Here is a 14,664-nt window from a genome sequence, read left to right as displayed (position 1 = left end):
CAGCAGGCGGGGGCGATGCCGCCGACCTCTCACGCCGAGGTGGACGCCAGGAAACGGAAACGCAGGAAGTCGGCGCCATCGACTTCCTACGCCACAGCCCAGCCGCCGGGGGTCATGCCGCCGGCCTCTCACCCCGAGGTGGGCGCCAGGAGACCGAAGCACAGGAAGTCGGCGCCAACGACTTCCTACGGCGCGGCCCACAGCTCCACGCGAAGCAGACGACGGAGCCAGCCGATCAGGCCGGGCCCGAAGGCCACACGGGGAAAACACAGAAAGTCGGCCACATCGACTCCCTACGCCACAGCCCAGCCGCCGGCGGCGATGCCGCCGGCCTCCCACGCCGAGGCGAAGGCCAGGCACGGAAGCACAGGAAGTCGGCCCCAACGACTTCCTACAGCGCAGCCCAGCAGGCGGGGGCGATGCCGCCGGCCTCTCACGCTGAGGCGAAGGCCAGGCACGGAAGCGCAGGAAGTCGGCCCCAACGACTTCCTACGGCGCGGCCCAGCGTTCGGCGGGATGGGGGGTGAGGCTCAGCGGGTGGTGCGGTGGGGTTGGAGGGTGTTCAGGGAGTGGCGGAGGCGGCGGACGGCGGGGTGGTGGGGGCCCTCGCGGCGTTCGCGTTCGAAGAGGAGCTGGAGGAGCCACTGCCAGGCGTTCTCGGTGTCTCCCGCAGCGGCGAGCCGGAGGCCGATGCGTTCGCGGAGGTCGAAGGCGCGTTCCGGGTCGGGGTCGTGGGCCGCCGTCGCGAGGAGGGACTGGTACTCGGCCATCGCCTCCGCGCCCTGCCCGAGGTGGTCGAGGCAGATCGCCGCGCGGTAGCGGTGGTCGAGGGCCTGGGGTCCGAACGGGCCGCCCTCGGCGGTGGCGGCGAGGCGGCGGTACTCGGGGAGGGCCTGCGCGTGGTGTCCCTCCTGGAGGAGGGTGCGGGCGTAGATGGTGCGGATCGTCCGTACGAGCGGCGCGCCGTCGCCGAGTTCGGCCTCGGCGCGGGGCAGCAGCCGGGCGGCGAGGCCGAGGACCTCGGCGTGGCGGCCGGCGTCGACGAGGTCGGAGAGCCGTCCGCACTCCGCGCCGAGGTCCGGGGCGGACGGGACGACAGGGACGACAGGAACGGCAGGGACGAACGGGACCACCGGCGGCACCGCCGGCGGCGGCGGGGTCGCCGGCGCCTGCGGCACCGGCACAGACACCGGCACCGGCCGCTGCTGCACCGGCCCGGCGGCCGACGGCTGCGGCTGGTGCGGGAAGCGGTACGGCCGGGTGGGGTCGGGCAGCGGCGCGTACCGCGGTTGGGCGGCCGCCTCGGGCGCGGGCAGCAGCGGGAGCAACCGCCCGTACACCTGCCGGGCGTCGGCGGGACGGTCGGCGGGCTGCTTGGCGAGCAGGTCGAGGACGAGGCGTTCGAGCGGCTGCGGTACGTCCGGCCGCAGGTCGCGCAGCGGGACCGGCGGCTCGTCCACGTGGCGCCGCAGCACGCCGAGCGCGGTCGGCGCGCGGAACGGCTCCTCGCCGGCGAGCATCTCGTGCAGGAGGCAGCCGAGCGCGTAGAGGTCGCTGCGCGGGTCGGTGGTGGTGGCCAGCGCCTGCTCGGGCGCCATGTAGGACGGACTGCCGATCGGCACGCCGGTGAGGGTGAGGCGGGTGGCGCCGGGGTCGAGGGCGGTGGCGATGCCGAGGTCCAGCAGGACCGTACGGCCGTCGTGGCGGACCATCACGTTGCTGGGCTTGAGGTCCCGGTGGACCACCGGTACGGCGTGGACGGCGGCCAGCGCGGCGCACAGCTGGGCGGCGACGGCGACCGCCCGCTCGATCGGGAACGGCGCGTCCTCGGCGATGAGGTCGGCGAGGCTCACCCCGGGGACGCGCTGCATGACGAGGTACAGCTCGCCCTCGTCCTCCCCGGCGTCGAAGACCGTGACCAGCCCGGGGTGGTCCAGCGCGGCCGTGACCCGGCACTCGCGCAGGAAGCGGCGGCGCAGCTCGTCGCCGTGGCGGCGTTGTTCGGTGCCCGTGGGGGCGGAGGTGGGACCGGCGGCCAGGAGGTGGTCGGTGCGGAGCAGCTTGACCGCGACCGGGCGGTCCAGGCGCTCGTCGTAGCCGCCCCACACCTGGCCCATGCCGCCGTGGCCGATCTTCTCGGCGAGGCGGTAGCGGCCCGCGATGACGCGGTCGACGGTCACGACCGGCCCTCGCGGGCCTGGCGGCGCAGGAGTTCGCCGAGTTCGCGCAGGTCGTCGGCGGGCGGCGGGGCCGTGTGGCCGGGCGTGGTCGCGCCGTACGGGGCGGCGGGCGACGGGGCGTGGGGAACGGCGGGCGGCGGGGCGTACGGGGCGGGCGCCCAAAGGGACCGGCGGTCCATCACGAGGTAGTGCAGCGTGGGGGTGAGCCAGAGGAGGGCCAGGGCGATCTCGCCGATGACGTTCGCGGCCGAGGCCTTGGTGTCGCTCGCGACGCCCGCGCAGACGACCATGGTGAGGAGCAGCAGGCAGTAGACGACGGCGCCCGCGATGTCGTACGGGCGCCTGCGGCGTATCGCCAGCACGAGGGAGGGCAGCGGGCCGAACACGCCCGCCGTCAGCAGCGGGACGAGCGCGCACAGCACCCGGACGGAGGCCGAGGGACGGCCCGGCGGCTGGGCGGCGGCACCGGGCGGGGGTCCGAACGTCCCGGGGTACTGCCCTGCCATGTGCGCTCCTGAGCTGGTGAGGACGGACGGACCGAGCACACGGTACCGCCCGGAGTCCCTCCCGGAGACAGGGTTGAGAGGGAGCGTCAGCTCGGCGCGAGGACATCCGGCGCGCAGGAAGTCGGTCGGACCGACTTCCTGCGCAGGAGCGGGCCGGGGGTCAGGGAGCCAGGGAGCCGGTGGCCAGGGCATCGGTGGCGGCCTGGGTCAGGGTCTGGGCCAGGGAGGCGGCCTGGGCGAGGGTGGTGGCGAAGGCGGCCAGGCGGGCGAAGGCGGTGCCCTGACGCTGCTGGTCGGGCAGCGGGAGGCGGGGCAGTTCGACCCGGCGGATGTCGAGGCGGGCGGTCGTGGTGGCGTGGCTCGCGGCGCGGCGGGTGCCGGCGGTGGAGCGGAGGTGGCCGGCCAGGAACTCGGCGTCGAGGGCGGCCGGGTCGGGGCGGAGCAGGTGGAGGCGGCTGCCGAGGGCGGCGCCGACGAGGGGGCCCTCGGCCGGGACGACGCGGGCGAGGCCGCCGCCGAGGGCGGGGACGAGGACGTCGCCGGGGCGGGTGCGGAGGTCTCCGGCGGGGCCGGGGGCGGCAAGCGCGGCGGTGGGCGGGTTGCCGGTGACGAGGTCCTGGTCGGTGACGACGAGCACCTCGCCCGGGCCCGGGCGGGTGGTCGCGCCGGTGCCGGAGGAGTGCACCTCCAGTGCGCCGGCGCGCACGAGTTCGCCGACGGTGACGACGCCGGCGGCGGGTTCCGCGCCGGGCGGGGGCAGGAGGGCGGCGGGATCGGCGAGGCCGGCCAGGAGTTCCGTCAACCGCCCGCCGAGGTGGGAGAGTTCGGCGGCGCCGCCGAGCGGGGCGGCGGGCGGGACGTGCCGGGCGGGTGAGAGGTCGGTCTCGTCGTCGAGCAGGTCGATCGCGGCCATGGCCCGGTGGACGCCGGGGACGTCGGCGGGCACCGGCTCGCCGTCCCGGGCGGCCCGGTCGAAGGCGCGCCAGGCGTGGACGACCGTCCGCCGCAGTCCGGGCCAGTCGACCTTGTCGCGCCCGCCCTCCACCGGGGCCGACCCGGCGTCGAGCAGCAGCACCTGACGGAAGTCGTCCCCCGGCTTCGGCGCGCGGAGCACCCAGAGGTGCAGCGGCACCCCGTACGGCGGGGCGGCGCCGGCCGGCAGGGCGATGACGGCGCGCAGGGCGCCGGAGCGCAGGAGTTCGGCGCGGACGCGGCGCCCGGACCGGCGTCCGGCGACGGCGGGGGGCAGCAGGAGGGCGGCGAGGCCGCCGGGGCGGGTGTGCGCGAGGCAGTGCAGGACCCACGCGAGTTCGGACTCGCCGCGGGGCGGGACGAGACCGCCCGGCCACCGGGTGTCGAACTGCAACTCCTCGTGCCCCCAGTCCCGTTCGTTGTACGGCGGCTGGCAGAGCACCGCCTCGAAGGTGTCGCCGGGGTAGGCGTCGGCGCGCAGCGCGTCGCCGGGGCGCAGCGCGAGCGGGAGCGGGCCGGGCTCGGCGGCGGGGGCGTGCAGGGCGAGCCGGAGGCGGGCGAGGGCGGCGGTGACGGGGTCGGCGTCCTGGCCGTAGCGGCCGGTGGTGTACGGGTGGGCGAGCAGGACGGCGCCGAGGCCGGCGGCCGGGTCTAGCACGGTGGCGGGGACGCCGGCGACGGCGGCGAGCAGGTCGGCGGCCTCGGGCGGGGTGGGGCTGAGCTGGCGGGTGTTGGCCTCGGCGTAGCGGGCGAGCAGTTGCTCGTACACCGCGGCGGCGCCGGTGTCGGCGGCGAGGGCGGCGAGCAGGCGGGCGAGGTCGAGCTGGGTGCTGCCGAGGAGTCCGGGGAGAGCGAGGAGGTCGGCGCCGTCCGCGTCGAAGGTGTGAACGACGGTGTCGGCGACGGCCCTCGGGAGCGCCGTCGCGAGGCGCGTGTCGGGCTCGGAGGCGAGGGCGGCCCAGCGGTCGGGGTCGCGGTGCAGCAGGAGCAGGAGGGTGCCGGCCTCGACGAGCGGGGCGGCGGGGTGGCCGGCCGGGTCGCGGAGGGCGTCGACGAACTGCCAGGCCCGCTCCAGGGGCGGGAGTTCGGCGATCTTGCCCTGTGCGCGCAGCCAGGCCTCGACCTCGCCGAGGGCGAAGGTCGGGCTGGCGTCGCTGCCGCCGACCGGGCGCGGGAAGTCGGCGTGGCGGCGGCGCCAGTTGCTGACCGCGGCGCGGCCGACGCCGGCCAGCCGGGCGATCTCGACGGCGGTCACTTCGGCTCGGTCCGGCACGGGGGCTCCTCCGACGTCGCACGGGGACAGGGACTGCGGGCTGGGTGTGACCACACAGCATAGCCAGCACCTCCGATCCATGCGTTCACACGTGAACAGAGATGTTTTGTGAAAGGTCGTTGACATCGTTCACAGCGAAGTGGTGTGATTTCTTCGTCGCCACCGGACAGGGGCGGCAGCCAGGAAGACCACCGATCACCGGGAGAACCGCCATGTCCGCCACCACTCGCCGCTCCGCCGCCCTCCTGCTGGGCGCCGCGCTGATCACCCTCACCGCGACCGCGTGCAACTCCACCGGCACCACCGTCTCCACCGAGGCGAAGCAGACCGCCCCGGCCGCCGCGGGCACCTCGGCCGGCGCGCCCGCCGCGCCGAGCAAGCCCGCCGACGCCCCCAAGGCGCCCGCAAAGATCGGCGACACCATCGCGCTCAAGGGCATGGACAAGGCCAACACCGCCGACGTCGTCGCGGTGAAGGTGGTCGACCCGGCCGAGAGCGCCAACGAGTACCTCAAGCCGGCCGACGGCAAGCACTACGTCGCGGTGCAGTTCCAGATCAAGGCCACCGGCGCCCAGGCGTACGGCGAGGTCCCCGCCAGCAGCGCCAAGGTCGTGGACACCCAGGGCCAGGCCTACGGCCCGAACCTGGAGGAGACCAAGGCCGGGCCGGCCTTCCAGACCCCCACCAACATCGCCCCCGGTGAGACCGGCAAGGGCTTCGTCACCTTCGAGGTCCCGGACGGCGTCAAGCTGGACAAGGTCCAGTTCGCCCTGGACAACGGCTTCGCCAACCAGGTCGGCCAGTGGAAGATCGGCTGACCCCGACGCCAGGGTGGACGACCGCGGCGGCGGCCCCGCACGAACGCGGCCGCACCGCCGCACCAAGGCCCCCGCACGAACGCCCCCGCACGAACGAAACGGCGGCCCCGGGCAGAGCCCGAGACCGCCGTGCACCAACCGCCCGCGGGCGCTACTTCCTCGCCCCCGCCAGGTCGTCGAACATCGCCGACAGGAACTCGCTGCACCACCCCAGCAGCTCCCGCCCGACCAGCGGCTTGCCGCCGATCCGGCCGGTGCTCGGCCGGGGCACCAGCAACTGCCGGCTCGCGGCCTTGACCTGGCTGCGCGGGTAGAGCCGGTTCAGCCGCAGCTGCTGCGACTCGCGCAGCTCCACCGGCCCGAACCGGACGTTCGTCCCCTGCAGCGTGATGTCCGAGATGCCGCACCGCCGGGCGTACAGCCGCAGCGCCGCGACCAGCAGCAGGTTCTCCACCGGCTCGGGCAGCTTGCCGTAGCGGTCCACGAGTTCGTCCCGGACCTGCTGGATGTCCTCCTCCGAGTTGACGGCCGCGATCGAGCGGTAGGCCTGCAGCCGCAGCCGCTCGCCGGGCGCGTAGTCGTGCGGCACGTGCGCGTCGACCGGCAGCTCGATCTTGACCTCCAGCGGCTCCTCCTCCGGCTCGCCGCCGCCGCTCGCGAGCGACTCGCGGAACTCGGCCACCGCCTCGCCGACCATCCGCATGTAGAGGTCGAAGCCGACGCCGGCGATGTGCCCGGACTGCTCGCCGCCGAGCAGGTTGCCGGCGCCGCGGATCTCCAGGTCCTTCATCGCGACGTACATGCCGGCGCCCATCTCGGTGTGCTGGGCGATGGTGGCCAGCCGCTCGTGCGCCGTCTCGGTGAGCGGCTTCTCCGGCGGGTACAGCATGTAGGCGTAGCCGCGCTCGCGCCCGCGCCCGACCCGCCCGCGCAGCTGGTGCAGCTGGGAGAGCCCGAAGGTGTCGCCGCGCTCGACGATCAGGGTGTTGGCGTTGGAGATGTCGATGCCGGACTCGACGATCGTGGTGGACACCAGGACGTCGAACTCCTTCTCCCAGAAGTCGACGACGACCTTCTCCAGCTGGGTCTCCCCCATCTGCCCGTGCGCGGTGGCGATCCGCGCCTCGGGCACGAGGTCCTTGAGCCGGGCCGCCGCCTTGTCGATCGACTCGACCCGGTTGTGGATGTAGAACACCTGGCCCTCGCGCAGGAGTTCGCGCCGGATCGCGGCCGAGATCTGCTTCTCGTCGTACGGGCCGACGAAGGTCAGCACCGGGTGCCGCTCCTCCGGCGGGGTGGTGATGGTGGACATCTCGCGGATGCCGGTGACGGCCATCTCCAGCGTGCGCGGGATCGGGGTCGCGGACATCGTGAGCACGTCGACGTTGGCGCGCAGCTTCTTCAGCTGCTCCTTGTGCTCGACGCCGAACCGCTGCTCCTCGTCGACGATCACGAGGCCGAGGTCCTTGAACCTGGTCTCGGCGGAGAACAGCCGGTGGGTGCCGATGACGACGTCCACCGAGCCCTCGAACAGGCCCTCCAGGACGGCCTTCGCCTCGCTGTCGGTCTGGAAGCGGGACAGCGCCTTCACCGTGACCGGGAAGTTGGCGTAGCGCTCGGCGAAGGTCGAGAAGTGCTGCTGCACCAGCAGCGTGGTCGGCACGAGCACGGCCACCTGCTTGCCGTCCTGCACCGCCTTGAACGCCGCGCGCACCGCGATCTCGGTCTTGCCGTAGCCGACGTCGCCACAGATCAGCCGGTCCATCGGGACGGACTTCTCCATGTCCGACTTGACCTCGGCGATGGTGGTCAGCTGGTCCGGCGTCTCCGCGTATGGGAAGGCGTCCTCCAGCTCGCGCTGCCACGGGGTGTCCGGGCCGAAGGTGTGGCCGGGCGCGGCCATGCGCGCCGAGTACAGCTTGATCAGGTCTGCGGCGATCTCCTTGACCGCCTTCTTGGCCCGCTGCTTGGTCTTCGCCCAGTCCGCGCCGCCGAGCCGGTGCAGCGTCGGGGCCTCGCCGCCGACGTACTTGGTGACCTGGTCGAGCTGGTCGGTCGGCACGAACAGCCGGTCGCCGGGGTGGCCGCGCTTGGCGGGGGCGTACTCCAGCACCAGGTACTCGCGGGTGGCGCCCTGGACGGTGCGCTGCACCATCTCGACGTACCGGCCGACGCCGTGCGCCTCGTGGACGACGTAGTCGCCGGCGGCCAGGGCCAGCGGGTCGATCGCGTTGCGGCGCCTGGAGGGCATCCGGCGCATGTCCTTGGTGGAGGACTTCTGGCCGGACAGGTCGGTCTCGGTGATGACGGTGAGTTTGAGGGCCTCGTCGACGAAACCGTGCTCGATCGAGCCGCAGGAGACGTGGACGACGTCCCGGGTGGGCGCGTCGGCGAGGTCCGCGACGAGCCGGGCCGGGATGCCCTCGTTGCCGAGCACCTCCGCGAGCCGGGAGGCGGGCCCGTGGCCCTCCGTCACCATGACGACGCGCCAGTCGGAGGCCAGCCGCTCCTTGGCGTCGGCGATCGCGCGCGCGGTGTCGCCGCGGTAGGCCTCGACGGCGTGCATGCCGAGGGTCAGCGTGTTCGCGTCGAACTCAAGGATGCCGTCGACCGCCGACTCGCTGGTCGCGAACGGGCTGACGGACCACCACGGCAGTCCGATCTCGTCGGCGTGCTCGCGCACCTCGGCGAGCGAGCGCAGCGAGGCGGCGGAGACGTCGATGGCCTCCAGGTCGATCGGCCGGTCCCCGCCGGCCGCCGCGGCGACCCAGGAGGCGTGCAGGAACTCCTGGCTGGTCGCGACCAGGTCGGCGGCCCGGGTGCGCACCCGCTCGGGGTCGCAGACCACGGTGACCGAGCCGAGCGGCAGCACGTCGACCAGCAGTTCCATGTCGTCCACCAGGACCGGCGCGAGGGACTCCATGCCCTCGACCGCGATGCCCTCGGCGATCTTGTCCAGGATCTCGGCCAGCCCGGGGTGCCCGGCGGACAGCTCGGCGGCCCGCGCCCGCACGTCGTCGGTGAGCAGCAGTTCGCGGCAGGGCGGCGCCCACAGGCCGTGCTCGGCGATCTCCAGGGAGCGCTGGTCGGCGACCTTGAAGTAGCGGATCTCCTCGACGTCGTCGCCCCAGAACTCCACCCGCAGGGGATGCTCCTCGGTCGGCGGGAAGACGTCCAGGATGCCGCCGCGGACGGCGAACTCGCCGCGCTTCTCGACGAGTTCGACGCGCGCGTAGGCCGCGGCGGCCAGCCGTCGGGCGACCTCCTCCAGGTCGTGCGACTCCCCTCGCTGGACGGCGACCGGCTCCAGCTCGGCCAGCCCCTTCACCTGCGGCTGGAGCACCGAACGCACCGGGGCGACGATCACCTGGACCGGCCCGGCCGCCGGGTCGTCCGCGCGCGGGTGCACGATGCGGCGCAGCACGGCGAGCCGGCGCCCGACGGTGTCCGAGCGGGGCGACAGCCGCTCGTGCGGCAGCGTCTCCCAGGCCGGGTACTCGGCGACCGCGTCGGGCGGCAGCAGCGAGCGCAGGGAGGCGGCGAGGTCCTCGGCCTCGCGGCCGGTGGCGGTCACGGCGAGCACCGGACGGCCGCGGTCCCCCGCCGCCGCGACGGCGAGCGCACGGGCGAGCGCGGCGATGGCGAACGGCCTGGCGGCGGGCGGCCCGACCAGGTCCAGGTGTCGGCGGCCGCCGGCCGCGGCGCCGGTGGCGGTGGCCGCCCCGATCGCCTCGGCGAGCGCCGCGTCCCGCGCGACGACATCGAGCAGTCCGGTCAGGCTCATTGGGGTCTCTTCTTCGTCCCGTGGCTGGTGCTGCCCCGGGGCGGCGAAGGCCCGCCGGGGCAACGCGAACGGCCCGGCACGCCGAGCGGCCGGGGGTCTCCAGCCTACGCCGCGGTAGCGACACGCACGCGGTGTACGGGCCCGGCGGGGCCGGACGCGGACGAACCGTTCACCGGGCCCGCGCGGGAGCACCCGCGGACGAACCACTGGACGGAACACCGGGCGGGCCCGTGGACGAACCACCGGCTCGGCGGTCCAGCTCGGGCTCCGCGATCTGCCATGAAGTGGACATACTCCTGTCACTGGCCGTCCATGGAGATCGCGCACCATGGTGAATGTGCCCGCCGCACCCAACCGTGGGGGATGGCTGCGGAGGCACTGTCGCACCCCCGATGGGGGTCGGAGGTGCGAGGCCGGGCGACCCTGGGTGGGGGCGCCCGCCCAAGCGCCGGGAACCGTGGCGCCCTTTCCTGGAGGGCGCCACGGGTCTCGGCCTCACACGTTTCGGGGCCTCACACGTTTCCGGGGCCTCCCGGGTTTCCGGGGCCTCCCGGATTTCCGGGGCCTCACACGCCTCCGGGGCCTCCCGGGTCACACGCCTCCGGGGCCTCACACGATTCCGCTCCCCGCACACCCCGAGGCCGCCTGGGCCGCGCGCGTCCCTGGAGCCCCGTCAGGCCGAGCGGCCGCACCCGCCCGACCGTACGGGGCTCCGGCGGGCTACCAGCGCGAGAGGTTGATGTCGTACATCATCACCTGGTGGCCCTGGTTGGCATTGAAGTCGTACTGCTCCCAGTTGAAGACCGTCCAGGAGCCGAGCCCGCCGCCGAGGTAGGTGACGACCCGGTTGTTGCCGGCGTCGATCCGGTCGACGTTGTAGATGCGGACGGCCATCCAGCCGTCGTTCGCGAAGCAGAGCCGCCCGCCGTAGCCGTAGTTGTACACCTTCGCGAAATCGTTCCGGTTGCCGCAGTCGACGCGTTCCACCGCCCGGGCGCCGGTCACCGGCAGCAGGGTCGCGGCGGCCGCGGTCAGCACCGCGAGCGCGCCCAGCCTGCGGGCGTTCGCATTTCTGTTCCGGTGGCTCGAATTCCGGCGGTCCGAACGGAAATGTGTGCGGATAACCATGGACCCTCCATCGGTCGCGGTTTGCGACTCCCGAGATTTGCACGGCGGGGCAACACCGGACAGCTGTTTTCCGGCCAAGCCGATCGTTCGCCGGCGCCTGCGGGAACCGCCGCCGAAGGAATGCGCTAGGGTCCGAACAAGCTTGCAGCGCTTGAGGATCGGAGTACTCGCCGTGCAACTTCCCGCGCCGTCGAAGCGATTCGCCTCGGCCGCCCTGACGGTGGTGATCACGGCATTCTCCGCCGATTGTTCCGGGGTTTCCGGAAGCGGCTCCTCGGATTCCGCGCCGACCCCGCCGGAGGTCTCCGGGGCGCGCGCCCCGGAATCCGGCCGGGGCGGAATGACCGGACTTCCGCTCTCCGCCTACCAGGCCGACGACCGGAGCGCCGTGAAGGAGATCCAGGCGCGGAACATGCTCGTCGTCTCCTGCATGCGCCGGGCCGGCTTCACCGCGTTCGACGGGGACGGCCTCCAGGCCGCAGAGGCGCCCGACAACGCGACCGCGCTGCCGGCCGGCGCCTGGGGCTACCTGGGCGCGGACGCCGCCGCCGTCCAGGGCTTCCACCCGCCCCGCCGGCCGCTCCCGCGCCCGGCCGCCGCCCCGGCCGGCTCCGGCGAGGCCTACGACAACGCCCGGGTGGACTGCGACCGGCAGGCGGCGGAGCGGATCGGACCGCCGCAGGGGCCCGGCGCCGATCTGGTGGGCCGGCTGTTCGACACGTCGCTGAAGGCCGCCGGGACGGACGCCAGGGTCGTCGCGGCGATGAAGGACTGGTCGGCGTGCATGGGCGCGGCCGGGTTCGCGGCCGACGCCCCGGAGGCCCTGCCGGAGCGCTACCGCGGCACCGCGGAGATCACCCCCGGCGAACTGGCCGCCGCCCGCGCCGACCTCGACTGCACGGCCCGCAGCAACCTGGCGGCCCTCTGGTTCACCGTCCTCACCGGGTACCAGCGCCAGCTGATCGACCGCAACGCCGAGGCCCTGACCGCCCGGCGGGAGGCGGTCAGGGCCCAGGACGAGAAGCTCACCGGGCTGCTGGCGGACGGTGCGCCGCCGCAGTAGCCGGGGTGTCTCAGCGGCGGCGGTAGGAGACGGCGTTCGGGGTCGCGTAGCCGGCGCCGTCGTCCACGATGACGATCTTCGGGATGATCCGGGTCTCCTCCGGCTCCGTGCCCGCGTCCGCGTCCGCGTCCGCAGCGACGGGCTCGGCCGGACCGGTCCGCGGCGGCGCGGCCGGCATGGGAGGCACCGGGCCGGTCACCACGGGCGCGTCGGCCGGAACGTCCGCCGGCGCGGCGTCGGCCGGGGCGGCGACCTGCGCGGACGGCAGCCGCAGGACGGCCGTCTCCTTCCCCGCGCCCGCCGCGTCCCGCTTGCGCAGGTCGGGCACCGGGATCTCACCGGTGTCCGCCTCGGAGTCCGCGGGCGCGGTGCCGTCGTCGGTGACGGCATCGGCGACGGCATCGGTGACGGCATCAGCCGCGGCATCGGCGGCGGCATCGGTGACGACGTCGGCGACAGCATCGGCAGACACGTCGGCGGCCTCGGGCGCCCGCACGGCCGCCGCCTCGATCTGGCCGACCGCCGCCCCGGTGAGCGAGGCCAGCGTGGCCTTGATGTGGTCGAGGTGCTGCTGCACCGTCTCCAGCCGGGCCGCGAACTCGGTCTGCTCCTGCTCGCTCGCCGCGTTGACCTTCTCCGCCTCCCGGCGCGCCTGCTCGACGCTCCGGTCGGCCTTGGCCTGCGCCTCGGCCTCCAGCTGCTTGATCTGGCCGAGCACGGTCTCCCGGTGCTGCTCGGCCTCCTTGACCCGGCGCTCGGCGGTCGCCGCGACCTCGGCGTCCTCCGCGTCGGCCTGGGCCTGGGCCTCGGCGAAGGCCTCGTCGGCGCCGCGCCGCCGGTCGGCGAGCTCGGCCTCGGCCTGCTCGCTCGCCTCGGCGGCGGCGACGCGCACCTTGGCGGCGTAGGCGGTGGCGGCGTCCCGGACGGTCCGGTTGTCGCCGTCGGCGTCGCCGCGGATCGTCTCCGCTTCGGCGCGGGTGCGCTCCTCGGTGCGCCGCGCGGCCTGGTCGGCCTCGCTGCGGGTGGTGGCCGCGTACTCCTTGGCGGCGTGCTCGGCGGCCTGGCCGGCCTCGTACACCTCGTCGCGCAGGTCCTCGGCGAAGCGCTCGGCCTTCTCCCGGACGGCGCGGGCCTCGGTCTCGGCCATGACGGCGAGGCCGGCGGCCTCCTCGCTCAGCACGGTGTAGTCGGGCGCGGGCGCGTCCTGCGCGGCCTGGCGGACCTCCGCCAGCCTGCCCTCCATCTGCCGGATCCCGGCGCCGAGGACGCTGAGCCGCTCCCAGGCCTCGTCGCGCTGCGCGGTGAGCGCGGCCAGGGCGCGGTCGACCTGTTCGGGCGCGTAACCACGCCGGGCCGGGGTGAAGCCGTACTGGGAGACGGCGTCGCTCATGGGCTCTTCCCCTCGTGTCGCGGGCTGCGGAGCCCATGATCGGACGGAACGGACGGCTCCGGGACCGGTTCGGCGACCGGGTCCGGATCCGCCCGTCGGACGGATCGAAATAGGTCGAGGACCGGACGAATAGACCCATCCTCTTGACCTATTTTGCGCAGATCCGGACGAAACCCCAACGAGGCACCGCCGCGACGGCACGCCGAAGGGGCCGTTCCGGACACCGGAACGACCCCTCCCCACCTGCGAGGATCCGGAACGGTCCGCTACAGCAGGCCGTCCCAGAACTGCTCCAGCAGCACGGCCCACCAGGTGTCCGCGTTCTGCAGGGCCGCCGGGTCGATCGCGGCGAGCTCCGCCTGGAAGTCGGCCGTCCAGCGTCCGGCCTGCTCCGGCGTCAGCCCGTACCGCAGCCGCCACATGCGGCCCAGCAGGGCCAGCGAACGGACGAACTCCGGTACACCGGTGTTGACGAACCGGGGCGGCTGCCCGGTTCCGTCGACGTCCACGGCGACCACGTTCGCGGTGCCGTACTGGACGCACAGCTGGCGGCCGTAGTCGTTGCCGAGCACCAGGTAGCCGGCGAAGTCCGGGCCCTGCGGCAGGCCGCGCTCGGCGGCCAGCTCGGCGAGCGTCGGGATCGGCCGGCCGTCCTGCGCCTGCGCCCAGAAGAACGGCCCGAAGTCGCGCGGCAGCCCGGCCCACATCAGGGTCTGGGCGACCGGCTCCGGCACGCCCTGGCGGGAGACCGCGCGCTGCTCGAAGCGGAACAGGTTCGGCCCGAAGTGCAGCCCCAGCTCCTGCGCCAGCTGCTGCGGCGGGAGCGGCGGCAGCACCTGGACGCTGCCCGGGGCCGGCGGCGGCACCCGGAACGGGCGGACCCGCTGCGGGCCCGAGGCCAGCTGGTGCAGCTCGTCCAGGTGGTCGAGCAGCTCCGCCATCCCCGCCTGGCGGGACGCGTGGTCGCGCCCGTAGGAGGCGGTGTGGGTGAGCCGCACGTTCGGCCAGGACGCGGCGATCATGCGGTTGCAGTAGCCGCCGGGCAGGTCGCAGGACTCCAGCTCGGTGTAGAGCTCCAGCACCTGGTCCGGCGGCACGTTGAGCCGCCGCAGGTCCTGGAGGATCTTCCACTCCGGGTGCGGGGTGCCGGGCTCGCTGCGGTGCAGCAGCTTCTGCTCCGAGCCGTCCGGGCCGCGGTAGCTGAGCGCGGCGAAGTAGCCGGGGCCGACCGTGGGCACGCCCGGCGGCACCGGGGCCGCCTGCGGCACGCCGCCCGGCCCGCCGCCCGCGTTCGGGTAGCCGTAGCCCGCGGGCCCGGCCGGAGCCGCCGGACCGCCGGGCGGCGGCGGGACGGCCGGGCCGCCGGACGGCGGGGTGCCCGGGTCCGCGGGGCCGGCGCCCAGCAGCGCCGGGTCGATCGCGCTCGCGAGCTGGGTCGCCTCGTACGCGATACCGGGCGCGGGTGCGCCGGGCGCCGGCGTGCCGCCGGCGGGCGTGCCCTGGGCGGGCGCGGGCGCCGGGGCGGCCTGCGGCGCGGCGCCGCGCAGACC

Annotated in this window: 9 protein-coding genes; 2 read left to right on the top strand and 7 right to left on the bottom strand. The window is 74.8% G+C overall.

Annotated elements, in window-relative coordinates; translation table 11 throughout:
* Nucleotides 1–530: 530 nt before the first annotated feature.
* The 3 genes from ACFVSN_RS31075 to ACFVSN_RS31065 all read right to left on the bottom strand — a co-directional run bounded on the left by ACFVSN_RS31075 (nt 531) and on the right by ACFVSN_RS31065 (nt 4,931).
* Nucleotides 531–2,180: a protein kinase gene (locus tag ACFVSN_RS31075; RefSeq protein ID WP_387957030.1), complete on the bottom strand. Its 1,650-nt coding sequence runs from the start codon at nt 2,178–2,180 to the stop codon at nt 531–533.
* Nucleotides 2,177–2,686 (bottom strand): hypothetical protein, encoded by a 510-nt coding sequence (locus ACFVSN_RS31070; RefSeq protein WP_387957029.1) that lies wholly within the window; start codon nt 2,684–2,686, stop codon nt 2,177–2,179. Before ACFVSN_RS31070 ends, ACFVSN_RS31075 begins: the two co-directional genes overlap by 4 nt.
* Before the next feature lie 160 nt (nt 2,687–2,846).
* Nucleotides 2,847–4,931, bottom strand: a complete 2,085-nt coding sequence (locus ACFVSN_RS31065; RefSeq protein WP_387957028.1) for an N-6 DNA methylase — start codon at nt 4,929–4,931, stop codon at nt 2,847–2,849.
* 212 nt (nt 4,932–5,143) lie between these two features.
* Between ACFVSN_RS31065 and ACFVSN_RS31060 the strand changes: the two genes are divergently transcribed.
* Nucleotides 5,144–5,749: a DUF4352 domain-containing protein gene (locus ACFVSN_RS31060; protein WP_387957027.1), complete on the top strand. Its 606-nt coding sequence runs from the start codon at nt 5,144–5,146 to the stop codon at nt 5,747–5,749.
* A 151-nt stretch (nt 5,750–5,900) separates the two neighbouring features.
* On the opposite strand, the gene mfd is transcribed toward ACFVSN_RS31060, so the two are convergent.
* Together mfd and ACFVSN_RS31050 are read right to left on the bottom strand one after the other, a co-directional pair.
* Nucleotides 5,901–9,533: a transcription-repair coupling factor gene (gene mfd / locus ACFVSN_RS31055; RefSeq protein ID WP_387957026.1), complete on the bottom strand. Its 3,633-nt coding sequence runs from the start codon at nt 9,531–9,533 to the stop codon at nt 5,901–5,903.
* Between the two features lie 720 nt (nt 9,534–10,253).
* Nucleotides 10,254–10,661 (bottom strand): beta/gamma crystallin domain-containing protein, encoded by a 408-nt coding sequence (locus ACFVSN_RS31050; protein WP_380446257.1) that lies wholly within the window; start codon nt 10,659–10,661, stop codon nt 10,254–10,256.
* A 340-nt stretch (nt 10,662–11,001) separates the two neighbouring features.
* On the opposite strand from ACFVSN_RS31050, the gene ACFVSN_RS31045 reads away from it, so the two are divergent.
* Nucleotides 11,002–11,724: a hypothetical protein gene (locus ACFVSN_RS31045; protein ID WP_380508699.1), complete on the top strand. Its 723-nt coding sequence runs from the start codon at nt 11,002–11,004 to the stop codon at nt 11,722–11,724.
* A gap of 10 nt (nt 11,725–11,734) precedes the next feature.
* Here the strand turns inward: ACFVSN_RS31045 and ACFVSN_RS31040 are convergent, their stop codons facing one another.
* On the bottom strand, nt 11,735–13,114 hold the full coding sequence (locus ACFVSN_RS31040) for a hypothetical protein (protein WP_387957025.1): 1,380 nt from the start codon (nt 13,112–13,114) through the stop codon (nt 11,735–11,737).
* Between the two features lie 266 nt (nt 13,115–13,380).
* The coding region (locus tag ACFVSN_RS31035; protein ID WP_387957024.1) for an SUKH-4 family immunity protein at nt 13,381–14,664 on the bottom strand (1,284 nt) is incomplete at its 5' end.

It is taken from the genome of Kitasatospora sp. NPDC057904 (assembly GCF_042887925.1).
Classification (GTDB): Bacteria; Actinomycetota; Actinomycetes; order Streptomycetales; family Streptomycetaceae; genus Kitasatospora.
Note: the sequence above shows the minus strand (reverse complement) of the source record. Positions and strands in the feature narration are given on the sequence as shown.